This is a genomic window from Citrobacter sp. ANG330, assembly GCF_047467925.1.
GTDB classification, from domain to species: domain Bacteria; phylum Pseudomonadota; class Gammaproteobacteria; order Enterobacterales; family Enterobacteriaceae; genus Citrobacter_A; species Citrobacter_A amalonaticus_G.
The window spans coordinates 70159-97113 of the sequence record NZ_JASJUI010000006.1; the positions used below are offsets into that span (position 1 = coordinate 70159).

General features: G+C 53.3%; 20 protein-coding genes and 1 tRNA gene. 12 read left to right on the forward strand and 9 right to left on the reverse strand.

The features are described 5' to 3' along the window. Window positions 1–3 precede the first annotated feature (3 nt). Genes QNN88_RS14595 through ureG form a run of 5 tightly spaced genes read left to right on the forward strand, consistent with a single transcriptional unit; the run spans window position 4 to window position 3789 of the window. A complete protein-coding gene (locus tag QNN88_RS14595; protein WP_414240857.1) occupies window positions 4–324 on the forward strand; it encodes an urease subunit beta in 321 nt (106 codons plus the stop codon). Continuing rightward, window positions 317–2020 carry an urease subunit alpha gene (gene ureC, locus QNN88_RS14600; protein ID WP_414240858.1) on the forward strand — a complete coding sequence of 568 codons (1704 nt, stop codon included), beginning with the start codon at window positions 317–319 and terminating at the stop codon, window positions 2018–2020. Before QNN88_RS14595 ends, ureC begins: the two co-directional genes overlap by 8 nt. Window positions 2021–2029: 9 nt before the next feature. Beyond that, window positions 2030–2488 (forward strand): urease accessory protein UreE, encoded by a 459-nt coding sequence (gene ureE, locus QNN88_RS14605; protein WP_414240859.1) that lies wholly within the window; start codon window positions 2030–2032, stop codon window positions 2486–2488. Beyond that, window positions 2488–3162, forward strand: coding sequence for an urease accessory protein UreF (locus QNN88_RS14610; protein ID WP_414240860.1), 675 nt, complete (start codon window positions 2488–2490; stop codon window positions 3160–3162). Before ureE ends, QNN88_RS14610 begins: the two co-directional genes overlap by 1 nt. Window positions 3163–3171: 9 nt before the next feature. Then, a complete protein-coding gene (ureG, locus tag QNN88_RS14615; protein WP_414240861.1) occupies window positions 3172–3789 on the forward strand; it encodes an urease accessory protein UreG in 618 nt (205 codons plus the stop codon). A 123-nt stretch (window positions 3790–3912) separates the two neighbouring features. On the opposite strand, the gene tsaD is transcribed toward ureG, so the two are convergent. Then, entirely contained in the window at window positions 3913–4926 is a 1014-nt protein-coding gene (gene tsaD, locus QNN88_RS14620; protein WP_414240862.1) for a tRNA (adenosine(37)-N6)-threonylcarbamoyltransferase complex transferase subunit TsaD, read from the reverse strand. A gap of 227 nt (window positions 4927–5153) precedes the next feature. On the opposite strand from tsaD, the gene rpsU reads away from it, so the two are divergent. The 3 genes from rpsU (at window position 5154) to rpoD (ending at window position 9387) form a co-directional block, all read left to right on the forward strand. Continuing rightward, the gene (rpsU, locus tag QNN88_RS14625) at window positions 5154–5369 is read left to right on the forward strand and encodes a 30S ribosomal protein S21 (RefSeq protein ID WP_001144069.1); all 216 of its coding nucleotides are present in this window, start codon (window positions 5154–5156) and stop codon (window positions 5367–5369) included. Window positions 5370–5562: 193 nt separating this feature from the next. Beyond that, window positions 5563–7308 (forward strand): DNA primase, encoded by a 1746-nt coding sequence (gene dnaG, locus QNN88_RS14630; protein WP_414240863.1) that lies wholly within the window; start codon window positions 5563–5565, stop codon window positions 7306–7308. 234 nt (window positions 7309–7542) lie between these two features. Continuing rightward, window positions 7543–9387 carry an RNA polymerase sigma factor RpoD gene (gene rpoD, locus QNN88_RS14635; RefSeq protein ID WP_414240864.1) on the forward strand — a complete coding sequence of 615 codons (1845 nt, stop codon included), beginning with the start codon at window positions 7543–7545 and terminating at the stop codon, window positions 9385–9387. Between the two features lie 44 nt (window positions 9388–9431). Here rpoD and mug read toward each other — a convergent pair whose 3' ends face one another. Continuing rightward, window positions 9432–9938: a G/U mismatch-specific DNA glycosylase gene (gene mug, locus QNN88_RS14640; RefSeq protein ID WP_414240865.1), complete on the reverse strand. Its 507-nt coding sequence runs from the start codon at window positions 9936–9938 to the stop codon at window positions 9432–9434. 125 nt (window positions 9939–10063) lie between these two features. Between mug and QNN88_RS14645 the strand changes: the two genes are divergently transcribed. The 4 genes from QNN88_RS14645 to QNN88_RS14660 all read left to right on the forward strand — a co-directional run bounded on the left by QNN88_RS14645 (window position 10064) and on the right by QNN88_RS14660 (window position 20317). Continuing rightward, a tRNA-Ile gene (locus QNN88_RS14645) sits at window positions 10064–10139 on the forward strand. 1491 nt (window positions 10140–11630) lie between these two features. Then, entirely contained in the window at window positions 11631–19136 is a 7506-nt protein-coding gene (locus QNN88_RS14650) for an autotransporter outer membrane beta-barrel domain-containing protein (protein WP_414240866.1), read from the forward strand. 95 nt (window positions 19137–19231) lie between these two features. Further along, window positions 19232–19441, forward strand: a complete 210-nt coding sequence (gene hha, locus QNN88_RS14655; RefSeq protein WP_414240867.1) for a hemolysin expression modulator Hha — start codon at window positions 19232–19234, stop codon at window positions 19439–19441. A 297-nt stretch (window positions 19442–19738) separates the two neighbouring features. Further along, window positions 19739–20317, forward strand: a complete 579-nt coding sequence (locus tag QNN88_RS14660) for a serine acetyltransferase (RefSeq protein WP_414241025.1) — start codon at window positions 19739–19741, stop codon at window positions 20315–20317. A gap of 107 nt (window positions 20318–20424) precedes the next feature. On the opposite strand, the gene QNN88_RS14665 is transcribed toward QNN88_RS14660, so the two are convergent. From QNN88_RS14665 to QNN88_RS14695, 7 genes are all read right to left on the reverse strand, one after another. Next, entirely contained in the window at window positions 20425–20763 is a 339-nt protein-coding gene (locus QNN88_RS14665; protein ID WP_414241026.1) for a DUF1889 family protein, read from the reverse strand. Window positions 20764–20912: 149 nt separating this feature from the next. Further along, on the reverse strand, window positions 20913–21701 hold the full coding sequence (locus QNN88_RS14670; RefSeq protein WP_414240868.1) for an ABC transporter ATP-binding protein: 789 nt from the start codon (window positions 21699–21701) through the stop codon (window positions 20913–20915). Beyond that, complete coding sequence (locus QNN88_RS14675; protein WP_414240869.1) at window positions 21695–22693, reverse strand: ABC transporter permease; 999 nt, start codon at window positions 22691–22693, stop codon at window positions 21695–21697. The genes QNN88_RS14670 and QNN88_RS14675 overlap by 7 nt, the downstream gene beginning before the upstream one ends. After that, window positions 22674–23720, reverse strand: a complete 1047-nt coding sequence (locus QNN88_RS14680; RefSeq protein ID WP_414240870.1) for an ABC transporter substrate-binding protein — start codon at window positions 23718–23720, stop codon at window positions 22674–22676. Before QNN88_RS14680 ends, QNN88_RS14675 begins: the two co-directional genes overlap by 20 nt. Then, window positions 23717–24679, reverse strand: a complete 963-nt coding sequence (locus QNN88_RS14685; RefSeq protein ID WP_414240871.1) for an ABC transporter substrate-binding protein — start codon at window positions 24677–24679, stop codon at window positions 23717–23719. The genes QNN88_RS14680 and QNN88_RS14685 overlap by 4 nt, the downstream gene beginning before the upstream one ends. Next, entirely contained in the window at window positions 24663–25817 is a 1155-nt protein-coding gene (locus tag QNN88_RS14690) for an acyl-CoA dehydrogenase family protein (RefSeq protein WP_414240872.1), read from the reverse strand. Before QNN88_RS14690 ends, QNN88_RS14685 begins: the two co-directional genes overlap by 17 nt. 1 nt (window position 25818) lies before the next feature. Beyond that, on the reverse strand, window positions 25819–26904 hold the full coding sequence (locus QNN88_RS14695; RefSeq protein WP_414240873.1) for an LLM class flavin-dependent oxidoreductase: 1086 nt from the start codon (window positions 26902–26904) through the stop codon (window positions 25819–25821). Window positions 26905–26955 lie beyond the last annotated feature (51 nt).

Here is a 26955-nt window from a genome sequence, read left to right on the forward strand (position 1 = left end):
CCCATGATTCCAGGTGAATACCGGATCGCGTCGGGAACTATCCCGATCAACACTGGACGGGAAACACGAACGATAGTGGTGGAAAACCATGGTGATCGCCCCATTCAGGTGGGATCACACTACCACTTCTACGAGGTGAATCCGGCGCTCCGCTTTGCCCGCGAATCTGCGCTGGGTTTTCGCCTGAATATTCCGGCAGGGACAGCGGTGCGTTTTGAGCCGGGGCAAAAAAGGGAAATCGAGCTGGTTCGCGTGGCGGGTGCGCAGCGTATTTTTGGCTTTCGCGGTGAAGTGATGGGCACGCTGGAGGTGAAACATGACTGAGATTTCCCGACAGGCTTATGCTGACATGTTCGGCCCGACCACCGGCGATAAAGTGCGTCTGGCGGATACGGATCTGTGGATCGAAGTGGAAAACGATCTCACCACCTACGGTGAAGAGGTGAAATTCGGCGGCGGCAAAGTGATCCGCGATGGCATGGGCCAGGGACAGATGTCTGCCGACGCCTGCGTGGATCTGGTGATCACTAATGCGTTGATCGTCGATCACTGGGGGATCGTGAAAGCGGACATTGGCATTAAAAACGGCAGGATCGTGGCCATCGGCAAAGCAGGCAATCCTGATATTCAACCGGATGTGACAATCCCGATCGGCGTCGGGACCGAAGCGATCGCCGCTGAAGGGAAGATCGTCACAGCGGGTGGCGTGGATACCCATATTCACTGGATCTGTCCGCAGCAGGCAGAAGAAGCGCTGGTCTCCGGCGTGACGACCATGATTGGTGGCGGCACCGGGCCTGCCGCTGGCACTCACGCCACCACCTGCACGCCGGGCCCGTGGTATATCGCCCGCATGTTACAGGCCGCCGATACCCTGCCCGTCAACATCGGCCTGCTTGGCAAAGGTAATGGTTCCACAGCCGATGCGCTGCGCGAGCAGGTTGCTGCCGGAGCGATCGGTCTGAAAATCCATGAAGACTGGGGCGCAACACCTGCGGCTATCGACTGCGCGCTGACCGTGGCGGAGGAGATGGATATTCAGGTTGCGCTGCACAGCGATACCCTGAACGAATCCGGTTTTGTGGAGGATACGCTGGCGGCGATTGGCGATCGCACCATTCACACCTTTCACACCGAAGGGGCTGGCGGCGGGCACGCGCCGGATATCATTACCGCCTGCGCGCATCCGAATATCCTGCCCTCTTCCACCAACCCGACGCTGCCCTACACCGTCAACACTATTGATGAGCATCTCGACATGCTGATGGTCTGCCATCACCTGGATCCGGATATCGCCGAGGACGTGGCTTTTGCCGAATCACGGATCCGCCGGGAGACCATCGCCGCCGAAGATGTGTTGCATGATATTGGCGCGTTTTCGCTGACCTCATCAGATTCTCAGGCAATGGGGCGTGTGGGGGAAGTGATCCTGCGCACCTGGCAGGTTGCGCACCGGATGAAAGTACAACGCGGTCCGTTAGCGGGAGAAACGGGTGAGAACGACAATCTGCGCGTGAAGCGCTATATCGCCAAGTACACCATTAACCCGGCGCTGACTCACGGCATCGCCCACGAAGTCGGTTCCATTGAGGCCGGGAAGCTGGCGGATCTGGTGCTCTGGTCTCCGGCCTTTTTCGGCGTGAAGCCTGCCACGATTGTGAAAGGCGGAATGATCGCCTGCGCGCCGATGGGCGACATCAATGCCTCCATCCCCACGCCACAGCCGGTACATTACCGCATGATGTTCGGGGCGCTCGGCGCGGCGCGTCATCACACTCGTCTGACTTTTCTTTCACAGGCCGCGGTGGAAAACGGCGTCGCGCAGCAGCTCAATTTACGCAGTACCACCGCCGTGGTGAAAGGCTGCCGGACGGTTAAAAAAGCCGACATGATCCACAACAGCCTGCAACCCAATATTACCGTCGATGCCCGGACCTATGAAGTTCGCATCGACGGCGAGCTCATCACCAGCGACCCCGCTGACGTTCTGCCAATGGCGCAACGTTACTTTTTATTTTGAGGAGCCAGAATGCTGTTATTGACGCAACGCGTTGAATCCCCGGAGCAGGTAACTGCCACGCTGACGCTGCCAATCGATATTCGCGTGAAAAGCCGGGCCAAAGTCCAGTTGAATGACGGGCGGGAAGCGGGTCTGATGTTACCCCGTGGTCTGCTGCTGCGCGGCGGTGATTGCCTGAGCACAGAGGACGGTACAGAAATCGTGGAGATTATCGCCGCCAGCGAGGCGGTTTCGGTGGTGCGCTGCGCCGATCCGTTCCTGCTCGCCAAAGCCTGCTATCACCTCGGCAACCGCCACGTCCCGCTGCAAATTTTGCCGGACGAGCTGCGCTATCATCACGATCATGTACTCGACGCGATGCTGCGCCAGTTCAGGCTACAGGTGACGTTTGCCCACCTGCCGTTTGAACCCGAAGCGGGAGCGTATGCCAGTGAATCCCACGGCCATCATCATAGCCATGCACACTGATGCGTGACGCACAACAGCAGTTGCGTCTGCTACAGCTCGCCAGCAGCAGCCTGCCAGTGGGATCGTTTACCTGGTCCCAGGGGCTGGAGTGGGCGGTTGAAACCGGCTGGGTGAATAGCGTGGAGGCGTTTGACCGCTGGCAAATCCAGCAGATGGAAAACAATTTTTTCACAGTCGATCTGCCGCTGTTCGCCCGTCTCTACCACGCCTGTGAGCAGAACGATATTGACGCCGCACGTCGCTGGACGGCGTATCTGCTGGCCTGTCGGGAAACCCGCGAGCTGCGTGAAGAAGAGCGTAGCCGGGGCGCGGCGTTCACCCGACTGGTGATGGACTGGCAGCCTGAATGCCCGCCCGCGTGGCGCGCGTCCTTTGCCGACAGCCAGTTGTGCGGTATGGCCTGGCTCGGCGTGCAGTGGCGCATTCCGCTGCATGACCTGGCGTTAACGCTCGGCTATAGCTGGATCGAGAGCGCCGTGATGGCCGGCGTCAAGCTGGTGCCGTTTGGTCAACAGGCCGCGCAGCGTCTGATTCTTTCGCTTTGTGCACGCTATGCTGAAGGCATGACGCAGGCGCTGGCGTGCCCGGATGACCATCTGGGTTCTGCCACACCGCTCGCCGCCATCGCCTCTGCACGCCATGAAACCCAATATTGCCGATTATTTCGCTCCTGAGGAGAAACAATGAGTGAGTATAAACATCCCCTGCGCGTTGGCGTTGGCGGCCCGGTCGGTTCCGGTAAAACCGCCCTGCTGGAAGCGTTATGTAAAGCGATGCGTGACCGTTATCAACTGGCGGTGGTCACTAACGACATCTACACCAAAGAGGACCAGCGTATCCTGACGGAAGCGGGCGCGCTGGCGCCGGACCGCATTGTCGGTGTAGAAACCGGCGGCTGTCCGCACACCGCCATCCGTGAAGACGCCTCGATGAATCTGGCGGCAGTGGAAGCGCTAAGCGAAAAATTTGGCAATCTGGATCTGATTTTTGTCGAGAGCGGCGGCGACAACCTGAGCGCCACCTTCAGCCCGGAGCTGGCCGATTTGACGATCTACGTGATCGACGTGGCCGAAGGGGAAAAGATCCCGCGCAAAGGCGGGCCGGGGATCACGAAATCCGATTTTCTGGTGATCAACAAAACCGACCTCGCCCCCTATGTTGGGGCATCGCTGGAGGTAATGAAGCGCGACACGCTGCGTATGCGCGGCGACCGGCCGTGGACCTTTACCAATTTAAAAACGGGTGACGGTCTGGCGACGATTATCGCGTTTCTGGAAGAGAAAGGAATGCTGCGGGTGTAATGCGGTGTATTGCCTGGTGGCGGCTTCGCCTGACCCGGCCTACGGTCTTGTCGATCCGGTAAACGCAGAGAAGAGATTCGTCGGCCCGGTAAGCGTAGCGCCACCGGGCAGGACAAACCACTCTTAAGCAGCAGGCAGTTCCGCCAATGGCCAGCGCGGACGTACGGTCACGCCGAGATCCGCCGTGACGCCCGCTTTAAAGCGCACCATGCCAGCATAGGCGATCATTGCCCCGTTATCGGTACAAAATTCCGGGCGGGCATAGAACACTTCGCCGCGACGCTTTTGCATCAACTCCGCCAGCTTCGCCCGCAGCGTACGGTTGGCACTGACGCCGCCCGCCATCACCAGACGTTTAAAGCCGGTCTGATCCAGCGCGCGTTTGCACTTGATCATCAGCGTATCGACCACTGCGTCTTCAAACGCCCGGGCGATATCGGCGCGAGTTTGCTCATCGTCGCCGTTGTTACGAATGGTATTTGCCGCAAAGGTTTTCAGCCCGGAGAAGCTGAAATCCAGTCCCGGACGATCGGTCATCGGGCGCGGGAAGACAAAACGCCCGGCGGTGCCCTGTGACGCCATTTTTGACAGCATCGGGCCACCTGGATAGTCGAGGCCCAGCAGCTTGGCGGTTTTGTCAAAGGCTTCACCCGCCGCGTCATCGATAGACTCACCCAGCAACGCATATTTGCCAATGCCCGTTACGCTTATCAACTGAGTATGACCGCCGGACACCAGCAGCGCGACAAACGGGAACTCAGGCGGATTGTCTTCCAGCATCGGCGCCAGCAGATGCCCTTCCATGTGGTGTACGGGGATAGCGGGCACATTCCATGCAAATGCCAGTGAACGACCGACGGTTGCGCCGACCAGCAGCGCGCCAACCAGACCCGGTCCTGCGGTATACGCCACCGCATCAATCTCTTTTGCACTCAGTCCCGCCTCTTTCAGTGCCGCCTGGATCAGCGGGACGGTTTTGCGAACATGATCGCGGGAGGCCAGTTCAGGTACGACGCCGCCGTAATCAGCGTGTAATTTCACCTGACTATACAATTGGTTGGCTAACAGACCTTTTTCGTCGTCGTAAATAGCGATGCCGGTTTCATCGCAGGATGTTTCAATTCCCAGTACACGCATGACTTGTTTTTACCTCACATTATTACCGCGCAGTGTAGGTCGAATGCGGGTAGATGTATACCCTCAGCCCCGATTTCGTGTATACTCTCCCCCCTTATAAAAGTCCCTTTCAAAATCGCATCGGTGCTTTACAAAGCAGCAGCAATTGCAGTAAAATTCCGCACCATTTTGAAATAAGCTGGCGTTGATGCCAGCGGCAAACCGAATTTATTAAAGGTGAGAGTTACATGCCGGTAATTAAAGTACGTGAAAACGAGCCGTTCGACGTAGCACTGCGTCGCTTCAAGCGTTCCTGCGAGAAAGCAGGCGTTCTGGCGGAAGTACGTCGTCGTGAGTTCTATGAAAAACCGACGACCGAACGTAAGCGCGCTAAAGCTTCTGCTGTGAAACGTCACGCGAAGAAACTGGCTCGCGAAAACGCACGCCGCACTCGTCTGTACTAATCTCTGTCGGGAGTTACGGCTCTCGATTCAGACTGAGTTGTCGTTGTAAGGCCGTGCTTCCGGAAGGAATGCGCGGCTTATTTTCGTTTATGCATTAGCATATACACAGAATCATTCTCGGTGCCTTCAAGGCGGTCAATCAATGACGCCAACATCAGGGTAGCCTGAACGGTAATGCGTATAAAAGGGGCGTATGGCTGGACGAATTCCACGCGTATTTATCAATGACCTGCTGGCACGAACCGATATCGTCGATCTTATCGATGCGCGGGTAAAGCTGAAAAAGCAGGGCAAAAATTATCACGCGTGTTGTCCGTTCCATAACGAAAAAACCCCCTCTTTCACCGTGAACGGTGAAAAACAGTTTTATCACTGCTTTGGATGCGGCGCGCACGGTAACGCTATCGACTTCCTGATGAACTACGACAAGCTCGAGTTCGTGGAAACTGTCGAAGAACTGGCGGCCATGCATAACCTTGACGTCCCGTTTGAAGCAGGTACGGGCACCAGTCAGATAGAGCGCCACCAACGGCAAAGTCTTTATCAATTGATGGATGGCCTGAACACGTTTTATCAGCAATCTCTGATGCAACCCGCCGCTACCCCTGCGCGCCAGTATCTGGAAAAGCGAGGACTCAGTAGTGAAGTGATCGCGCGTTTTGCTATTGGCTTTGCGCCCCCCGGCTGGGACAACGTCCTGAAACGGTTTGGTGGCAATAGCGAAAATCGCCAGTCACTGGTGGATGCGGGCATGTTGGTCACCAACGATCAGGGACGCAGTTACGATCGTTTCCGCGAACGGGTGATGTTCCCCATCCGCGACAAACGTGGCCGGGTAATCGGTTTTGGTGGGCGCGTGCTGGGTGATGCCCTGCCGAAGTACCTTAACTCCCCGGAAACCGATATTTTCCATAAAGGTCGCCAGCTGTATGGCCTTTATGAAGCGCAGCAGGATAACGCCGATCCGCAACGACTGTTGGTGGTGGAAGGCTATATGGATGTGGTGGCGCTGGCGCAGTATGGCATTAACTATGCTGTTGCCTCGCTGGGTACATCAACGACAGCTGATCACATCCAGCTCTTGTTCCGCGCCACGAACAACGTCATTTGTTGTTATGACGGTGACCGCGCCGGAAGAGACGCGGCCTGGCGTGCGCTGGAAACTGCGTTGCCGTATATGACAGATGGTCGTCAGCTACGCTTTATGTTTTTACCTGATGGCGAAGACCCCGATACGCTGGTGCGTAAAGAGGGGAAAGAGGCCTTCGAAGCCCGGATGGAGCAGGCCCTGCCGCTCTCCGCGTTTTTGTTTAACAGCCTGTTGCCGCAGGTGGACTTGAGCACGCCGGATGGGCGGGCGCAGCTCAGTACGCTGGCGTTGCCGCTCATCACGCAGGTTCCGGGCGAAACGCTGCGCATTTATCTGCGCCAGGAACTGGGCAACAAGCTGGGCATTCTGGATGACAGCCAGCTTGAACGCTTAATGCCGAAATTGTCTGAAAGTGGGGCTTCCCGACCCGCACCGCAGCTAAAACGTACGACCATGCGTATACTGATAGGATTGCTGGTGCAAAATCCGGAGCTGGCCCCGCTGGTGCCGCCGTTAAGCGGTCTGGATCAGAACAAACTGCCCGGGCTTGGCTTATTTGCGGAACTGGTCAACACGTGTTTGTCCCAGCCTGGACTCACCACCGGACAGCTTTTAGAACACTATCGTGGCACAAATGATGCGGCCACCCTTGAAAAACTGTCGATGTGGGACGATATAGCAGATAAGGATATTGCTGAAAAAACCTTCACCGACTCACTCAACCATATGTTTGATTCGATGCTTGAGCTGCGCCAGGAAGAGCTAATTGCCCGCGAGCGCACACACGGTTTAAGCAGCGAAGAACGCCGGGAACTCTGGACGTTGAACCAGGAACTGGCGAAGAAATGAATTGAAACAGACAATATCATTCAGGTTTTATCAGAGCAGAAAGAGAACATCGCTCGTGCAAAGACAACCTGAAGGATGACGTATTTAACGGCTTAAGTGCCGAATATCGCTCGGGAAGCCCCCGACAGCCGCACTGAGAGGCAGCGGCACAAATATAAGTACGCCCTCGCTTTAAATGTTGGCAGCAACGGCTTGCTGACGCTAATCAAACGAATTAAGTGTGGATACCGTCTTATGGAGCAAAACCCGCAGTCACAGCTGAAGCTTCTTGTCACCCGTGGTAAGGAGCAAGGCTATCTGACCTATGCCGAGGTCAATGACCATCTGCCGGAAGATATCGTCGATTCAGATCAAATTGAAGATATCATCCAAATGATCAACGACATGGGTATTCAGGTGATGGAAGAAGCACCGGATGCCGATGATCTACTGCTTGCTGAAAACACCACCAGTACCGACGAAGACGCGGAAGAAGCGGCTGCGCAAGTTCTGTCCAGCGTAGAGTCTGAAATCGGTCGTACCACTGACCCGGTTCGCATGTACATGCGTGAAATGGGTACCGTTGAACTGTTGACCCGCGAAGGCGAAATCGATATTGCGAAACGCATCGAAGACGGGATCAACCAGGTTCAGTGCTCCGTTGCAGAATATCCGGAAGCGATCACCTATCTGCTTGAGCAGTACGATCGCGTTGAAGCCGAAGAAGCGCGTCTGTCCGATCTGATCACCGGTTTTGTCGATCCGAACGCGGAAGAAGATCTGGCGCCTACCGCCACACATGTCGGTTCTGAGTTATCTCAGGAAGATATGGATGACGACGAGGACGAAGACGAAGAAGAAGACGACGACAGCTCTGACGACGATAACAGCATCGATCCGGAACTGGCGCGTGAAAAATTTGGTGAGCTGCGTACGCAGTATGAAGTCACGCGTGACACCATCAAAGCCAAAGGTCGTAGCCACGCCGACGCTCAGGCCGAGATCCTGAAGCTGTCTGAAGTGTTCAAGCAGTTCCGTCTGGTGCCGAAGCAGTTCGACTACCTGGTGAACAGCATGCGCGTCATGATGGACAGGGTTCGTACCCAGGAACGTCTGATCATGAAGCTCTGCGTTGAGCAGTGCAAAATGCCGAAGAAGAACTTCATCACCCTGTTCACCGGCAACGAAACCAGCGAAACCTGGTTCAACGCGGCTATCGCGATGAACAAACCGTGGTCCGAAAAACTGCACGATGTGGCCGATGACGTTCACCGTGGCCTGCAGAAACTGCAACAGATCGAAGAAGAGACCGGCCTGACTATCGAGCAGGTTAAAGACATCAACCGTCGTATGTCCATCGGCGAAGCGAAAGCGCGTCGTGCGAAGAAAGAGATGGTTGAAGCCAACTTGCGTCTGGTTATCTCTATCGCCAAAAAATACACCAACCGTGGCCTGCAGTTCCTGGATCTGATTCAGGAAGGCAACATCGGTCTGATGAAAGCGGTCGATAAGTTCGAATACCGTCGTGGTTACAAGTTTTCCACCTACGCAACCTGGTGGATCCGTCAGGCGATCACTCGCTCTATCGCGGATCAGGCGCGCACCATCCGTATTCCGGTGCATATGATTGAGACGATCAACAAACTCAACCGTATCTCTCGCCAGATGCTGCAAGAGATGGGTCGTGAGCCGACGCCGGAAGAACTGGCTGAACGCATGCTGATGCCGGAAGACAAGATCCGTAAAGTACTGAAGATCGCCAAAGAGCCTATCTCCATGGAAACCCCGATCGGTGACGATGAAGATTCGCATCTGGGTGATTTCATCGAGGATACTACCCTCGAGCTGCCGCTGGAATCTGCAACCACCGAAAGCCTGCGCGCTGCGACGCACGACGTACTGGCCGGTTTGACCGCGCGTGAAGCGAAAGTCCTGCGTATGCGTTTCGGTATCGATATGAACACCGACCACACGCTGGAAGAAGTGGGTAAACAGTTCGACGTAACCCGCGAACGTATCCGTCAGATCGAAGCGAAGGCACTGCGTAAACTGCGTCACCCGAGCCGTTCTGAGGTCCTGCGTAGCTTCCTGGACGATTAATCCCGTCGCGAAAACAGCAACGCCACCGTTCAGGTGGCGTTTTTTTACCTTCCGCGCACGATCAGCGCCTCATCCAGTTCCCTGAAGGCTTCCACCAGTTTATCCAGGGTGATACGGCTCAGTCCGCTGGTATTCGGCAACACCCACACCTGCGTTGCGCCAATCGTTATGCTCTGCTTTCCCCACTGCACGCCACGCTGGCTGAAGCCTTGTTCAAATGCCTGCTTACCTAAAATCGCCAGAGCCTGCGGCTGATAATCTTCGATTTTGGCAATCAGTTGACGACCACCATCATGCAGTTCTTTACGCGAAACTTCAGTCGCCTGCACCGTCGGTCTGTCGACCAGTTTGGTTACGCCACAGCGAAAATCCAGTAAGTGTTCTGCTTCTTCCGGCTTGAGCTGGCGGTCAGTAAAACCTGCCTGATGAATCACCTTCCAGAAACGGTTCGCCGGGTGCGCAAACGGAAACCCCGTCCCGGCAGAAGAGAGCCCCGGATTGATGCCGCAAAAGACCACTCGCAGACCCGGCGCTAAAATATCTTTTACCATGAATACCTCACAACGTTACGTCATGAGAAAAGTATAACGGATTGAAAATACGTTGTTTAATAAAACAGCATACGTACGGTTATCGCTGGATTGCTCGCAGGAGTTACTTTATAATTCACCGCCACGGCCCCTTAGCTCAGTGGTTAGAGCAGGCGACTCATAATCGCTTGGTCGCTGGTTCAAGTCCAGCAGGGGCCACCAGATAAAACAAGGAGTTAGATGAGAAATCGTCTGACTCCTTTTTCGTTTCATACGAATTGGGTCAGGTAAGGAATTGTCTCCCTGCCCTCTTCATCTCGCTGCCGGCATCCCCGGAGAGTGTTATAAATCAGTAATACAGCTTACATGATCACATGTGCAGCATTATTACGGCTGCGTAGCAACAAGCCAGTTGGCTGCCGGGCTCGGGACACTCAAGCCGAGTAAACCCGGCATTCTGGCAAAAAAACCCGTAGTCAGATGGGGCAATATGCAAGGCATATAATCAGGGTTCAGTTGTCCAGTCTTCTCCCGTAATACTTTCCCCTGCAACCTGAGCGTCACGAGCCGACAACCAGAAAAAGAAAAGTCTGAAAGTATCTTTTTTTTGGGCGAGATAAATAGTGAATCCCCTGTTATTTTTCATGGATGCGATATTTTTTAACAATTCCTATCCATTCTTCAGTACAAAAAAAGCCGTATTATCAAATAAATATTAAGTTTTAAACTTTTTTTAGAGACAATCATGCCGAAATAAAAAAAATACCCAATAAATACAAATAATTAAAATAATAGGTAAATCTGTCATTGATTAACATTTATCATATTGTGCTATCGCGCAGCAAATTTAAAAATCCATTCTTTTGATAATTCACCTATGGTTCTGTCTAAATATCTTAATTTTGGTGATTAGGATTCTCCTTGTGTTGGATAAATCAAAAGGTATCCTGACTGGCCTCCAGGAATAAATGCATCTGATTGGCCCAGATACATTTTCATAACATTTTTAACAATTCACCCCCACTTGACTCTCTTTAAGCCTGGTGCAACACTGCAGACATAGAATAGCGAGAAATAAATTTCACTGTTCACTGGCATTATCAGGTGTGCTAATGATATATAAACTGGAAGCGAAAATATCATTCTGATGTTTTCTTATACTGTCTTTTATCATTGTATTTTTTACATCGGCCAATTGAAATGCAGACCATTTTCATTACTCGTGGTTTGTCTGTAAACCGCATCAATTATTAATAGTGGTATATTTCTGGTTAAGTGTTGCTATCTATAGCTTTTGGCAAATGAGTAGCTTTGATTAACGCCTTTCAACTCATTTTCATGAGGAGACCATTAAATATATCTCCATAAATTTCAAGAAGTCTGTTTCTACGTTTCAGATATTATGAATGCCAGAAATTTTCATCATTCTTCAAAGAGTCGAAACCTCAAATTATAAAACATTAAAAACATGAAATAAAATAGCCACATTTTAGCATCAATAAAAAAGTGATATAGAAAAGGCAACGATCATACATTCACTAACTTTCGAATTCTGCATTCGATACCGGGGAAACTCACCAGAAGAGAAAAAATTTTATCCAGAAAAAGGAAGATACTACGCCAGTGATGCGTAGTGGTACAGGGAAGGCTCAGAGCGGTGACAGAGCAAACACCTGTGTAGTCAGTACTGATGCAGTTATAAAGGTTTTAAAAATGAATAAAGTATATCGCGTAATCTGGAATAATACTCTTCGGGTCTTTCAAGTCGGTTCTGAATTAGTGACTGGAAAACAACGTGGAGCGTTGGTAGGAAGTGTCGCAATTGCAAAAACCTCGCATTTAAATCTACCCGCTTCATACCATTTGCCGTCGCGAATCAGTGCATTATCACTGATAGTATTGATATCGTTACCTGGCATCACCTTTGCTGACATGATTGTGGACAGTAGTTTGGCTAACTCGCCGTTAATTATTACGCAAGGAAATTCTATTTCAAATGCGGATAACATTATTGTGGGTAGTACTACTGGCGGTACGGGTGTGCTCAATATTAATAATGGCGGTAGTGTTCTTAGCGGCTCAGGTACAATTGGCCAACTAACCGGTAGTTCAGGAACAGTTTCTGTGGATGGGACTGACTCCATCTGGACAACGAATATTGGTCTGACTGTAGGTAATTATGGTACTGGCATATTGCTTATTACCAATGGCGGTCAAGTCAACAGTAAGAGTAGCGGCGCCACACCAGTCGTTCTCGGTAACTTAGCAGGAAGTTCAGGTACTGTTGATTTAAGCAATGGAGGTAAATGGAATATTCTCAGTCCAAGTGGCACAGCGCAACCACTTACTGTAGGCGATGCCGGAACAGGAAATCTTAATATTCAATCAAATAGTACCCTAACGGCAGGAATGGTAAGCCTTGGTGGTACAGCTTCCGGTACAGGGTCTGTGAATGTAACCGGGAATGATGCGTTGCTGAACTCGGTTACTATAACAGTCGGTAATGCAGGGCAGGGGTCGCTCATTATCGCGAATAATGGTGTTGTGAACACAACGGGTCCCAGCACTGGCGCAGGTACAATAGGGGCCACTACTGGCAGTATAGGCAATGTTGATGTCAGCAGCGGCGGTCAGTGGAATCTGGTCAACTCCAGTGGAGCCGGGCAGGCATTAACTGTTGGGAACAGCGGTACAGGGAATCTTAATATCAATGCTGCCGGAACAGTAACTGCGGGTACCACACTCATTGGGGGGCAGAATACTGGCACGGGTACCGTTAAGGTTTCCGGAACAGATGCCGTTATGAATACCGGAGCGTTGACAATGGGAAGCTTCGGGAAAGGAACGCTTACTATTGCTGATAATGGCTTAGTCAACAGTTCTGGTGTTGGCGTAATAGCAAACAATGCGGGAAGCAATGGTCAAATTGATATTAATAGTGGTGGCAAGTGGAATCTAACTAACTCAAGCGGAACAAGACAGACACTTACGATCGGAAATATCGGTACTGGCATTCTTAATATTAATACAACGGGTACAGTCACAGCCGGCACGACTCTCGTAGGAGGTTTGGCTAGCGGAATTGGCACTGTTAATGCTAACGGTGTAGATGCAGTAATGAATACCGGTGCTTTAACAATCGGCAGTTTCGGCAAGGGGAACGTCAACATTGCTAATAACGGCGTCGTTAACAGCATAGGTGCAAGCATACTTGCAAACAATGGCGGCAGTACCGGTACCGTTGATATCAGTAGCGGCGGACTTTGGAATGTTGTAAATGCAGCAGGCACTGCTCAGACACTTACTGTGGGTAACATCGGTACGGGTATTCTAAATATCAATACCACCGGTACAGTAACCGCAGGAACCACCCTCCTGGGTAGTGCTGTTACAGGAAGTGGAACCGTTAAAGTTGACGGTTCCAATGCTGTCATGAAAACAACAGGACTGACGGTCGGGCAGTCAGGAACAGGTAAGCTTATCATCAGTGATGATGGCGTCGTTAACAGCTCAAGTGCAAGCACTATCGCAAACACGGCAGGAAGCAATGGCACTGTTGATATTAGTAATGGTGGGCTGTGGCGACTCACAAATGCAAGCGGTTCCGGGCAACCGCTGACTGTGGGTAACAGTGGTACAGGGACGATGAATGTTGGTTCCACCGGTAAGGTTACTACTGCTATCACGGTTATTGGTAGCGCCGCAAAAGGCGTGGGTAAAGTTAATATCAATGGAACCGACGCAATATTGGATACAACCACCATAACCGTGGGCAGTTACGGTCAGGGTACACTGACCATTGCTGATAATGGCTTAGTGACCAGTACTGGCGCAGGAACAATAGCATACAACACTGGCAGTATCGGTAAGGTTGATGTCAGCAGCGGTGGTCAATGGAATCTTCTCAACACTGCAGGTGCAGGCCAAACCCTGACGGTGGGCAACATAGGTACGGGCACCCTCAATATCAATGCCACCAGTAGTGTCACTGCGGGAACAACTGTTCTTGGCGGGGCCGCTGCGGGGAGCGGTACCGTAAATGTGTCCGGTGTTGATGCCCTGATGAATACAATCGCATTGACCGTAGGACAGTCTGGCAAAGGTGTGTTGAGTATTTCTGATACTGGCATCGTTAAAAGCACAGGCGCCGGCATTGTAGGTAACGCAGCGACGAGCACTGGTAATGTCATCGTCGATGGGGAGGACTCACTATGGGACATAGCGGGTACTGTGACCATTGGTGGAGCCGGTACTGGCACAATGACACTGACTGACCATGCTAATGTACTCAGCAAGGGAGGGATTATTGGTAACACTGGTGCAGGAAAAGGCATCGTAGATGTCAGTACCGGTGCAGCGTGGACCAACGGTTCAGGTACACTCACCGCGGGTAACGGTGCGATGGGTACACTGACTATCCATGACGGGGGGACTGTGGATGCAGCCTCAACAATCATTGGTAGTCTGAATACGGGTAACGGCACAATAAATGTGGATGATTTAGGTTCCGTATTGACTGCCGGGACGTTAACCGTTGGCCAGTCTGGTACAGGCAAGATGGCCGTGGCAAATGGTGGTGTGGTTCATAGCAATAGTGCAACCGTAGGCGCTAATGCCGGTAGTACAGGTGCTGTCACCCTGGAGGGGGCTGATTCTCAGTGGCTCAACAACAGTGGTCCCCTGACGGTAGGGAATGCAGGTACAGGTCTCGTTGAGCTAATAGATGGTGCGCAGCTTCAGAGTATTTCCTCTGTCGTGGGCAAATCATTTGGTGGCAACGGGACGGTAAATATCAACTCCGACTCGGTCTGGAATAACGCCACTGATAGCATTGAGGTAGGTGCTGCCGGGGTAGGTGCTCTCAACATTACCACAGCAGGTACCGTAAACACTGACGACATTACGGTTGGAACACAGTTTACTGGCTCAGGTAACGTAAGGGTAGATGGTACTGACTCTGCTCTGAATACGAACTCCCTGACCCTGGGTTCATCTGGTCCAGGTAAATTGACGGCGACGAACAATGCCACAGTCCACTCTTCAGGTGGAACACTTGGGTTGCTTGTTGATGGTATTGGCACTGCCACAGTCAGCTCCGGGGCCGAGTGGCTTATCACTGGCAGTGCTTCTTCCTCACTCATTGTAGGCGATGCCGGTACGGGTAATCTTACCGTTAAAACAGGGGGGAGCGTTACCAGTGGGCAAACTGCTGTCACACTTGGTAATGCCTCTACTGGAAATGGTACCGTAAGTGTGGATGGTTCAGGATCCATGCTGGACTCTCAGGGCCAGTTCATTGTCGGTCTGAGCGGCACCGGCACTATGGATATTACGCATGGAGGTACCGTAAATAGTGATGAGCATACACTTTTCCTTGGCAAAAACGTGACAGGTTCAGGGACGGTGAATGTTGATGGTGCCGGTTCTTCTCTGACGCAGCATGGTGCTGGTAATCTGATAGCCGGGTCATCAGGAAAAGCGACTATTAATATCCGTAACGAGGGAGTAATTAGTAACGAAACTAATGTCGTCGTAGGTGAGCTCGCTAATGGGGTTGGCATCATCACAGTAGACGGAACGGGTTCTTTATTAAGCACACCCGATATTGCCATCGGGACCGTGGGCAACGGCGTACTGACGTTAAGTAATGAAGGTACTCTCGCTACTGATAATCCTGTCAAGATCGCGACAACTTCAGGAAGTGTTGGAACACTTAATATTGGTGCTACACATGGTTCGGCGGCAACAGAGGCCGGATTTATTACTGGTGCAGACAGTCTGATTATGGGGGAAGGCTCAGCAACATTAGTATTTAACCATACGGAGACTGATCCCAGCACAGCCGGAGGTTATCAATTCACGCCAATGATTACCGGAAAAGGTTCTGTTATGCAGGATGCGGGACATACGGTTCTGAGCGCGGAGAATACTTTTAGTGGCACTACCCTTGTCAACGGCGGTACGCTTACCACCACCACACATTCAACAAGTGGTAATACTGGTCTCGGTACCAGCATAGTTGATATTGCCACTCAAGGGACGCTGGAGGTGGCCGGGGCGACAACGGATGGTACAGGTAACTTCATCTTTACAAATGCGCTAACGGGTAAAGGGCTAATCAGTGTTGATCTGACTTCAGCTACAGATGTACTCACCTTTGCAAATTCTGTTGGTTCAAGTTTTTCCGGAGTAACCGAACTTAAGAATAGTACTTTCTCACTTTCTGGAGATAATGCGACAGCATTGACAAAATCAACACTGATGACAAGTGTTGGAAATACAACTGTAGTAAATGCTGGTGACCAGCAAATAGGCGGACTGGCTTTTAACGGTGGTAATTTAATTCTGGGTATTACTCTTCCTGGAGCCACTCATTCTGACAATATTTTGCATGCAGAAACGCTTGTCGCTGGTGCAGGCACTTTCAGCACAAATGGTAGAAACTTCCAGGCAAGCGGTACGGGTACCGTTCAGGTGACTCTGGCTGACCCATGGATTGATCCAGGACTTACAGCAGATCCAGACACGACACTGAATCTGCTGCAACAAGATGACACTCATGCAGATATCCAGTTAATACATGCAAATACTGTTATCGGCTCCGGTGGTTCACTTACATTAACTGATCAAGACGGAAACAGTCTTGGAACTGATAGAAATATCGCCATTGAACAGAATGGTTCAGTTGTCGCTGATGGTCTCTATGGTATCCGCTTAACTACCGCACCTGGCGACGGTCTATATGTAAATTACGGTCTGAAGGAAGTCGATATTCGTAACGGGAAGACGCTGACGTTAGCAGAGTATGCAAATGCTACTGGAGCGAATGCTGATATGTCTGCGAAAATTTCTGGTTCGGGTGATCTTGCCATCAATACAACCGGACAGGTTTCACTTTCTAACGGTCTTAATAACTATACAGGTTTAACTCAGGTTCAGTCTGGTATTCTGAGAACTGATGCTAACCATGCGCTGGGTAATACGGAGTCATTGCAAATAAATAACAGCGCCATGGTAGATCTTAATAATACTATACAGAGCGCTGGTAAATTGGAGGCACTGGAGAGCTCAACCCTGCATTTCAATGGCGGTACTTTGACCTTGCAAAACGGTGGTATTAGTGAGGGCATACTGACTGGCTCTGGTAATTTAAATGTTTATAACGGTTTATTTACCATAGAAGGCGCCAACAGCGGACTGAGCGCCACCACCACCATCAGCAACGGTGCGGAAGTGATTATTAATGATGCTCAGGGCGCAGGAACCGGCGATATTTCTAATGAAGGTACCCTGACGCTGGACAGCGTTATCGGCATGCTGGCGAACAGCATTCGCGGTACCGGTGACGTGGATGCCACTGACAGCACCCGTGCGCAGATTTCCGGCGACAATAGCGGCTTTAGCGGGATGTTCAATATCGACAGCGGCAGTAATCTGACCGTCAGCGAGCAGAACAACCTCGGCACCGCAGCGGTCAATGATAACGGATTACTTACAGTGAACACCGCCAGCGACTGGACGCTCAGCAACAGCGTCAGCGGCAGTGGCAGCCTGACCAAAGCGGGTACAGGTACCCTGACCCTGACGCAGGCTTCTGCGGCCTTCACCAGCACCACGGATATCACCGCCGGTACGCTGGCGCTGGGCAGCGACGCTGCTTCGGCGGTGGATATGGCGAGCGGGCTGGTGAACGTTCAAAACGATGCCCGTTTCACCGGTTACGGCAGCACCGCTGGGGATGTCAACGTCATGCAGGGCGGGACCATGCAGATGACCGACTTCATGGTGGGCGGCAGCCTGACCAACAGCGGTTCTGTTCTGCTGACCCGTGAGGATGGAATGCCTGGCAACTCCCTGACGGTCAACGGCAACTACACCGGGAACAACGGCCTGCTGGCGTTCAATACCAAACTCGGCGATGACAGCTCAGCGACGGACAAACTGACGGTACAGGGCAATACAGCCGGCAACACCCGTGTCAGCGTGACCAATACTGGCGGGACCGGTGCACAGACGGTGAACGGTATCGAGGTGATTGAGGTTAACGGCAACTCAGCCGGGAACTTTGCTCTGACCACCGGCACCGTGGAAGCCGGAGCCTATGTCTATACCCTGGCGAAAGGCACCGGTAACGGCGTGAAGAACTGGTACCTGACCAGTAAATGGCAAGGTAACGCCATACCGCCACATGATGTTCCAACACCGGTTGCGGTGGACCCCACTGCGCCGGACGCCCTGCGCCCGGAAGCCGGCAGCTATATCAGCAATATCGCGGCGGCCAACACACTGTTTAACCACCGTCTGCACGACCGTCTCGGTGAACCGCAGTACACCGATGCACTGTACAACGGCGAGGAGAACGTCAGCAGCCTGTGGATGCGCCAAGTCGGCGGTCACGAGCGTTCCAGCGCAGGTGACGGTCAACTGAAAACCCAGAGCAACCGCTATGTGCTGCAACTGGGGGGCGATATCGCGCAGTGGAGTTCTGACGGTCTGGACCGCTGGCACCTGGGCGTGATGGGCGGCTATGCGAACGAGCACAGCAACACCCGCAGCGACCGCGCCGGCTACAGTTCTGACGGACGCGTCAGCGGTTACAGCGCCGGTCTGTACGGTACCTGGTTCCAGAACGATGCGGACAAAACCGGCATGTATGTGGACAGCTGGATGCTGTACAACTGGTTCGACAGCAGCGTGGAATCAGACAATCGTGACAGCGACAGCTACAAATCGAAAGGTCTGACCGCGTCCGCCGAAGCGGGATATACCCTGAAAGCCGGAGAATTTTACGGTAGCCAGGGCACACTGAACACCTGGTATGTCCAGCCTCAGGCGCAGGTCACCTGGATGGGCGTGAAGGACGATGGGCATCGTCGCAAAGACGGAACCCGCATCGAAACAGAAGGCGACGGTAACATCCAGACGCGCCTCGGGGTAAGAACGTACCTGAACAGCCACCACAAAATGGATGACGGAAAACAGCGCACCTTCCAGCCGTTCGTGGAGGTGAACTGGATCCACAACACTGAGTCCTTCGGCGTGAAGATGGAAGGCACCAAAGTCAGCCGTGACGGTGCCCGCAACCTGGGCGAGGTCCGCACCGGGGTGGAAGGCAAACTGAATGACCGTTTGAGCGTGTGGGGCAACGTGGGCGTGCAGATGGGCGATAAAGGCTACAGCGACACTCAGGGCATGATAGGAGTGAAATACAGCTGGTAGTCAAATAAAGGAGCCTGAAAAGCAGGAGTCGCCAACACGGCTCCTGTTTTTCAGAAATGCAGGACAGCTACGGTAATCATGAGCAGGAACAAAGTATGAGTAAAACAAAACAGGAGTGGCTTTTCCAGTTGAGGCAATGCACCAACCAGGAAACTCTCGAGAAGATCATCGAAAAGAATATCTATTGCCTGACTATGGACGAGTTAGAAAGCTTTAATGCAGCAGCAGATCACAGATTAGCAGAAATAGTCACCAATAAATTGTATGACAAGGTTCCCATGTCCGTCTGGACATTTGTGCGATAATAGATGTCCTACGATGAGTAATAACATGGCGGACAATGCAATTTTTAAAATGTTTGAATGAATAATCTGCCAAAGGCCAATATTCTCAATAACCAAAGCCGTTTGAATACATGTTTTAGCCTGTAATGCAGTACTGGCGTTTTTTCCGGAAGCGTGACCCTTCAGTCTAAAGATGGTTAATTTTATTATTGAAGAATCACAAGCCCAGTAAAGCCAGCTTTGTCATGCACAGGCAAGCGTCTCACAGAACGCATACACCTTCACTCAAAACTCATTGAATCTTGTTATGTGTCAGGTATGATTGCCGCCGGTATCAATCACACGCTCCCCATAACGATGAACATGGAATTCCTTAAAGAGTGCATACGCGTCGAAGTCATTGGTCGGGATCACTCTTTCTCATGGCGCAAAGCGCTCACCCGTATCAGGAACAACCGTAGAAAGTATTATATGTTCTGGTGGCGAGTAGCTTGTTATCTCTACACCCGGGGCGGTATTAAGCGGCGTTTCGCAAAGCGAATAGAAGCAAAACTTCTGCGCCTTTATGATGTTGAAATACCGTTAACGGCCAAAATTGGCCCGGGTCTGGATTTAGCGCATTTCTCCGGGATCGTGATTACCGATCTCTGCGTTATTGGTAAAAACTTGCATCTGAAACAGGGCGTGACAATCGGCAGAAGAACGCCACCCGCAGAGACATTGATTGAAATTGGAGACAACGTAGACATTGGCTGCAACGCCTCCGTTCTGGGTGGAAAAATTCGTATTGGCGACAATGTCACCATTGGCGCGCATTCGCTGGTACTTAAGCCAATTCCTGATAATACGATTTATACCAACAAGATAACGCCGGTACTGATCCCGAAAAGCAGATAAAAAGCGCGGTTTTTACTGGCCAGTTAAGGCCCTGAGCGAGTAATACAACACAAAAAGAATGCTCTCACAGCAACGGCGAGAGCATCGGGGCAGAGTGATGGGGCATATCACGCGCGCTCAACGTCGACCAGTTCCTGAAGTTGCTCGCGCATATACAATGAAAAATACTCAGGGTCTCTAATCAAAACCCGCTCTCCGGCTTCAAACTTCTGAGCCCACTTAACCAGTTTTTGCGTAAATCCAGGGTTCCACCCCTCCCGCTCCCCACGCGCAACGATATCCGACGCACTTGCCGGGCAGCCCAGTTCTTTCAAATATTTCAAAATCCCTTTCGCCGTGCTTTCATCCATGGGTTCTGGAGAAGTGGCCGAGGTGTTCATCCCGTTGATGAAATCTAATGCTTTATCAATGACTGCTGGCATACTTTTATCCTTAAAATTTACCATGTAAAACACAAGACGACCCTTTGACCTTAAACCGATTTCAGCCTCAAAGAAATCATTAAATTTCGTTAATCATAGCTAAAGTAGCAGACCTCACATTTTCAGTCTTTTAGGGTGGTTATATTCTCCTGCGTAATACGTCATTCTCCCGGTCACCAGTCCTGCTCCTGCCCCAGCAACGTCAAAATATCCTGCCGGTGTTGTAACAAAAGTGGAGCGTCACGATGCCGGGGGTAACTCAGCGGTACGGTAAATTCAGCGAGGATCTTCGCCGGGCGCGGTGACATCACAATCACTCTGTCACTGAGCAGCAGCGCCTCTTCAATATCGTGAGTGACCAGCACGCTGGTATAGCCCTGGCTCTGCCAGAGCGTAATCAGCTCACGCTGCATGCTCATCCGCGTCAATGAATCGAGTTTGCCCAGCGGTTCATCCAGTAAAAGCAGACGCGGCTGATTCAGCAGCGCCCGCGCCAGAGCCGCGCGTTGCGCCATGCCTCCGGAGAGCTGTTTCGGATACGCATGCGTAAATTCACCAAGCCCCATGCGCGCAATCAGCGCATCCGCTGCCGCATCCAGCCCCGACTTTCCCTGCGCCTGTGGGCCAAGCAGAACGTTTTGTCGCACGGTTCGCCACGGATAGAGCGTCGGATCCTGAAACACCAGAATCCGTTCGGGTTCAGGTTGCTGAATCGTACGCCCATCGGCAAGGAGTTGACCGCTCTGTACCGGATCAAGTCCCGCCAACAGACGCAGCAATGTCGACTTACCGCAGCCCGAAGGCCCCAGCAGCGAAACGCTTTCGCCTGGATGAATGGTCAGTGAGAGATTATCCAGCACTGGCAGCGTCTTTTTGCCGAGGTGAAAAGCGTGGCTGAGATGTTGAATATCAATCGTCAGGCCCTGCGTCGTCGTGTCGAATTTCTCAGCCAACGTCACCATTGCACTGCTCCTTTTTGCCAGCTCAACAGACGATCGCGGATCAGAAACAGGCCACTAATCAAACCGGAACACAGAAAGGCCATCACCAGTAGTGCGGCGTACATATTGGGATAGGCCGCCCAGCCCTGCGCCCATTGCAGATAAAAGCCGATCCCTGATTTTACCCCGACCATTTCAGCGACAATCAGCACCGAAAATGACGCGCCAAGCCCCATGAACACGCCGACAAAAACATGTGGCAAGGCTGCCGGAATCGCCACTCTCAGGATGAGAAAACGCTGGCTGGCGCCGAGCGTACGCGCCACGTCGTACCAGGCTTTGTCGATACTGGTGACGCCGGACCAGGTAAGCACCGTCACCGGAAACCAGGTACTCAGGGCAATCAGAAACACACTGGCGCCAAAACTGCTGGGAAAAATAAACATACATAACGGCAACAGCGCCGTCGAAGGAACCGGCCCTAACAGACGCAGCACCGGATGCATCCAGTAACCTATACGCTGTGACCAGCCGATGGCAATGCCGGTGACAAACCCCAGCGAGGTGCCGACGATCACTCCCAGTCCCAGCAATAACAAGGAATGCGCGAGACTTTCCAGCAGACGCCGCCAGTCATCATGCAGCACTTCAATCAGCGCCTGCGGCGGCGCAAAAAAAGGCACCGGCAGCGTACCGGTTTTAACCGTCAGCAGCTCCCAGACGCTGAACAGCAGCGGCAGCGCCACCAGCCATTTCCCGGCATTTTGTAACCGTACCGCCCGCGCAGACCAGTAGCGAAAAGTCAGTGCAGAGAGCAACAACGCACCACTCAGCGCCAGCTGGATCCCCGCCCAACTCTGGCTGAACGGCCACTCCCGGTTCAGATTAGGCCACCAGAGCGTCACCGTTGCCGTCGCCAGCCAGCTCAGCGCGGCGAGCAGGCCGTTACGCCAGAACAGTACGCGTCGCGGTGAGGAGGTGGGCAGCGCGGTTTCAGGAAAATACGTCGACATAAATACTCTCCGCAAACTGATGAGGATCGGTGGTCGGCTTAATCACCTGAACTAACTTCAGATCCGTCACGTACTGGGCTATCTCGTTAACAAACGCTTCGCCGACCGCATGATGCCCATGCCCCTGCCCGTGCAGAATGCCCTGCACTTCCGCCACGTTAGTGTTTAACGCATGAGCCATAAACGCATCCGCCACACTTTCCGGATGCTGCGCGGCATAGCTGTGCGCCTCCAGAATCGCCTGAGTTAATGCCGCCGCAGCCGGTTTATGATCCCGTGCGAGCGAACCACTAACGCCAAGCACACAGCAGCTCAGATTGGCATATTCACCAGTCATGTTGCTGGCGAGCAACTGGTATTTACCCGTCTCCAGCAGACGGTAGCTGAACGGCTCGCTACCGCTGATCGCCGCGATCTCCTGTTTATCCAGCGCCACGCTGAGCAGATCGGCGGGATACACTTTCCACTGCACATCAGCAATCGGATCGATGCCGTGACGCTTAAGCAAAATGGCGAAGAAGTTTTTATCCGGCCCGGCCATGTCCGTCACGCCGATGGTCTGGCCTTTCAGTTTTTCCAGTTGGGTGAAGGGAGACTGTTTCGCGGTTAACAGGTTCAGGCAGCCACCGTGCGTTCCTGCCGTCAGCTTCACATCGAAGCCTTGCTCCAGCGCCTTCAGCCAGCGTAGCGCCATCCCCACTCCCGCATCAGCTTTTCCGGTGGCGATGGCCTCCAGCAGGACGTCGGTGGAGTTGCCGAAGTTCACCAGCTCAACATCCAGATTGTATTTACTGAAGAATTTTTGCTGCTCCGCCACCGTGACAGGTGCCAGACAGACCGCACTCTTATTCACCGCAAGCTTGATTTTGACCGGTTCCGGCAGTCGCAGAGCCAGATTCTGCGAAGACGGCGGAACATGATCGTGCGCCCACAGCGCCGGAGAAAAACCACCAAGCGCAGGCAGCGCCAGCGCACCACCGCTCAGGCGTAAAAACTGACGGCGTGAAAAAAGAGAGGTCAGGCTCATGGGAGGATCTCCGTGGCGGGCGGTACGGTGAAGTCATGATAAAAGGTCGGCTGCACGTCCAGCTTCTGGCGAATTAATCCGTTTGCCTGATAAAAATCTGCCGTGGCCTGCTGCTGGCTGACGGTCTTCGTATCGACGACCTGCCAGCGCGACTGGCGGTTGGCAAACTGCGCACGGGCGATCTCAGGAGGGAACTTAATAATCTCTCCCAGCGTTTTGCCGTAGCTGTCGAGGTTGGCATAGGCCCAGCGTTCTGCCTTCGCCAGTCGGTTGAGGTAATCCTGCAACGCCGCACGTTTTGCCGGATCGGCAAGCGTGGTGTCCGTGGCCGCAAGGAAGGTATTCCCCGGCAGCAGACCTTCGCCGCTGACCAGTATTTTCCCCTGCGCTGTTTTCACCATTTGCGTGGTGTACGGTTCCCAGGTTGCCCAGGCGTCCACGGAGCCACTGACCAGCGCAATTTTGGCATCCACCGGTCCGAGGAAAACCCACTGCACATCCTCCGGTTTTAATCCGGCCTGTTGCAGCGCTTTCAACGCGACAAAATGTCCAATCGAGCCTTTACCGGTGGCGATACGTTTACCTTTCAGGTCCTGCGCTGTTTTCAGCGTCGCTCCGTCTGCCACCAGCACCGCCGTCCCTGCCGGATTACTTTTATCCACCGCTACCGCTTTTACCGGCGCGCCGTTCGCAAGCGCAAACAACAGCGGCGCATCGCCGATGATACCGACATCCACCGCTCCAGCATTAAGCGCTTCCGCGAGCGGAGCCGCCGCCGGAAATTCCGCCCATTTGATGTCGTAAGTGAGGTTCTGCAAACCATTCGCCGCCTCAAGCTGGGAACGCATACCACCTTTCTGATCGGCAATGCGCAATGTAATGCGCTCCGCTGCCCACGACTGCGAACTAAAAACCAGTAATAACGCACTGATAAGCCACGATTTATAACGTTTTTTCATGATAATCCTGTTGAGTCAGTGACTGACGACCGGCAGCAATCCAGGCGCTGTCTTGTTGAGGGGTATGTACTCTGCCACAAAGGACATTGCGATAATGGCGCTCCAGCGGGTTATCACGCGTCAGTCCGTGGTTGCCGGTGAGCGACAGCGCTTTTTCCACCACCTGCACCGCATGTTGCGTGATAGTGACCTTAGCCAGATTGGCCTGTTCCGTGGTCAACGCCAGCGCTGCGGCCTGACGCAGCAAGCTCTGGTTTACCAGTAGCCACTCGTCGATTTGCCCCACGCTCTCCTGCACGCGAGGTAATGTCGCTAACGGATGACCGAGACTGCCCGGTACGCGATGGCGCAGCCAGCCGATCAGCCACTGCGTGGCGGCACGCGCAATGCCGTCATAAATCGCCGCCAGCAGTGCGGTGTGGCGATTGGCAAACAGGCGCGTCTGCTCAGCGTTTGCCGTAGGTGGCTGGTCGAAGGCAAAGGTGTCAACGGCATTTTCCAGCGGAACCCTCACATCGGTCAGGATCACCTCGTGGCTGCCGCTGGCCCGCATGCCTATGTGATCCCAGCTTTTCACCACACGAATCCCCTCACTCTCTCGCGGCACCAGCCAGACACCAACCTGCGGCGTGGGATCGTCACTACGCGCCCACAACGCCAGCCAGCTCAGCCCTTCGATGCCAGTGGTGTAGATTTTATGACCGTTGATTCGCCAGCCCTGCGGCGTGCGGGTCGCTACCGTCTGCGGCAAACCGCCGCGAGCGGGCGAGCCCAGTTCTGGTTCCACGCGCAGGCTGTTAATCAGCGCCCCTTTTTCCCTGGCGCTTTCTGTAACCTGCTGACGTAACGCTGAGGGCCAGCTATCGTTATCGGCCAGCCGCAAATGATGCAGATACTGCATGCAGACGATCAGCGCCGTAGACGGTTCGCCCTGGGCAATGGCGCTAATCACCCGCTGGAGCGTCGCGAGATCCGTGTCGTCATGACAGGCAAGGCTGAGCCAGCCCAGCTGTTGCAGGCGGGCCAGATTGTCATGCGGAAAATCACCCTTTTTATCGAGCGCCCCTGCCTGTTCAGCCAGTTCAGCGGTCAGGCGAGTGAGCACGTCCGGTGTAGGAGGCGTGACGGGCGGGCGCATATCAGGACGCCTTTTCCTGAGCATCACGCTGCGCCACTTTCTCACGCGTGATCGGCAGCAGCGCTTTACCGTAGTCCTGCGCATCGTTAAGCGGGTCGAAGCCGCGGATCAGGAAATTACGCACGCCAAGATCGTAGTAATCCAGCAGCGCGTCGGCGACCTGCTCCGGCGTTCCCACCAGCGCCGTGGAGTTCTGCCCACCGCCGACCAGGCTGGCGATGCCGGTCCACAAACGTTTATCCACTACGCGGCCCAGCGCGGCGGTTTCGCGCAAACGCTGCGCACCCACGCTGTCAGGTTTGATGTTGTAACCGCCGCCGACTTTGTCGGCACGCTCGGTGGCAATATGGAGGATCTCTTCCGCCTTTTCCCAGGCCTGCGCTTCGGTATCCGCGATAATGGGGCGGAACGAGACGCTGAAATCTATTTCGCGCTGATGTTTTGCGGCTTCTGCACGCACGCGGTGAATTGTCTCTTCCGTCTGCGCCAGCGATTCGCCCCACAAAGCGAAGACGTCGGCATGCTTACCGGCAACCGCGATGGCCGCATCGGAAGAACCGCCAAAGTAAATCGGGATATGCGGTTGCTGGAGAGGACGAATCGCGGAATACGCCTGCTCGACCTGATAAAAGGCGTTGTTAACATCAAACGGCGCAGACTGCGTCCAGGTCTGGCGCACCACCTCAAGAAAGGCGTCGGTACGCGCATAACGCTGGTCGTGGTCAAGATAATCGCCGTCGCGGCGTTGCTCCGCATTATTTCCACCGGTGATAATATGCACCGCCAGTCGCCCGTCCAGCAGATGCTCAAGCGTCGCCAGTTTACGTGCCGCCAGCGTTGGGGAGACAAACCCGGGACGGTGCGCCAGCAGAAAGTGGATTTTTTGCGTGGACAGCCCCGCCAGCGCGGTAACCAGAAAGCCGTCCGGTTGATCGGACCAGTGTCCGACCAGCAGGCGATCGAAGCCCGCCGCCTCATGAGTCTGTGCAAAGCGCACAATATAATCACGATCGAAAATCGGGCCGACGGGGGCGATAGTTTCTGAAGAGAGGCGATGACCAATCATGCCGATGAACTGAACGCTCATTAGAACTCCTTCTGTCAGGATGTCGGGTACAGGAAGCCGCAAGCTGCGGCG

Bases quoted from the DNA above. Each gene is read 5' to 3' on its own strand.
- QNN88_RS14595 (WP_414240857.1), top strand. From the start codon at position 4: ATGATTCCAGGTGAATACCGGATCGCGTCGGGAACTATCCCGATCAAC.
- ureC (WP_414240858.1), top strand. From the start codon at position 317: ATGACTGAGATTTCCCGACAGGCTTATGCTGACATGTTCGGCCCGACC.
- ureE (WP_414240859.1), top strand. From the start codon at position 2,030: ATGCTGTTATTGACGCAACGCGTTGAATCCCCGGAGCAGGTAACTGCC.
- QNN88_RS14610 (WP_414240860.1), top strand. From the start codon at position 2,488: ATGCGTGACGCACAACAGCAGTTGCGTCTGCTACAGCTCGCCAGCAGC.
- ureG (WP_414240861.1), top strand. From the start codon at position 3,172: ATGAGTGAGTATAAACATCCCCTGCGCGTTGGCGTTGGCGGCCCGGTC.
- tsaD (WP_414240862.1), bottom strand. From the start codon at position 4,926: ATGCGTGTACTGGGAATTGAAACATCCTGCGATGAAACCGGCATCGCT.
- rpsU (WP_001144069.1), top strand. From the start codon at position 5,154: ATGCCGGTAATTAAAGTACGTGAAAACGAGCCGTTCGACGTAGCACTG.
- dnaG (WP_414240863.1), top strand. From the start codon at position 5,563: ATGGCTGGACGAATTCCACGCGTATTTATCAATGACCTGCTGGCACGA.
- rpoD (WP_414240864.1), top strand. From the start codon at position 7,543: ATGGAGCAAAACCCGCAGTCACAGCTGAAGCTTCTTGTCACCCGTGGT.
- mug (WP_414240865.1), bottom strand. From the start codon at position 9,938: ATGGTAAAAGATATTTTAGCGCCGGGTCTGCGAGTGGTCTTTTGCGGC.
- QNN88_RS14650 (WP_414240866.1), top strand. From the start codon at position 11,631: ATGAATAAAGTATATCGCGTAATCTGGAATAATACTCTTCGGGTCTTT.
- hha (WP_414240867.1), top strand. From the start codon at position 19,232: ATGAGTAAAACAAAACAGGAGTGGCTTTTCCAGTTGAGGCAATGCACC.
- QNN88_RS14660 (WP_414241025.1), top strand. From the start codon at position 19,739: ATGATTGCCGCCGGTATCAATCACACGCTCCCCATAACGATGAACATG.
- QNN88_RS14665 (WP_414241026.1), bottom strand. From the start codon at position 20,763: ATGGTAAATTTTAAGGATAAAAGTATGCCAGCAGTCATTGATAAAGCA.
- QNN88_RS14670 (WP_414240868.1), bottom strand. From the start codon at position 21,701: ATGGTGACGTTGGCTGAGAAATTCGACACGACGACGCAGGGCCTGACG.
- QNN88_RS14675 (WP_414240869.1), bottom strand. From the start codon at position 22,693: ATGTCGACGTATTTTCCTGAAACCGCGCTGCCCACCTCCTCACCGCGA.
- QNN88_RS14680 (WP_414240870.1), bottom strand. From the start codon at position 23,720: ATGAGCCTGACCTCTCTTTTTTCACGCCGTCAGTTTTTACGCCTGAGC.
- QNN88_RS14685 (WP_414240871.1), bottom strand. From the start codon at position 24,679: ATGAAAAAACGTTATAAATCGTGGCTTATCAGTGCGTTATTACTGGTT.
- QNN88_RS14690 (WP_414240872.1), bottom strand. From the start codon at position 25,817: ATGCGCCCGCCCGTCACGCCTCCTACACCGGACGTGCTCACTCGCCTG.
- QNN88_RS14695 (WP_414240873.1), bottom strand. From the start codon at position 26,904: ATGAGCGTTCAGTTCATCGGCATGATTGGTCATCGCCTCTCTTCAGAA.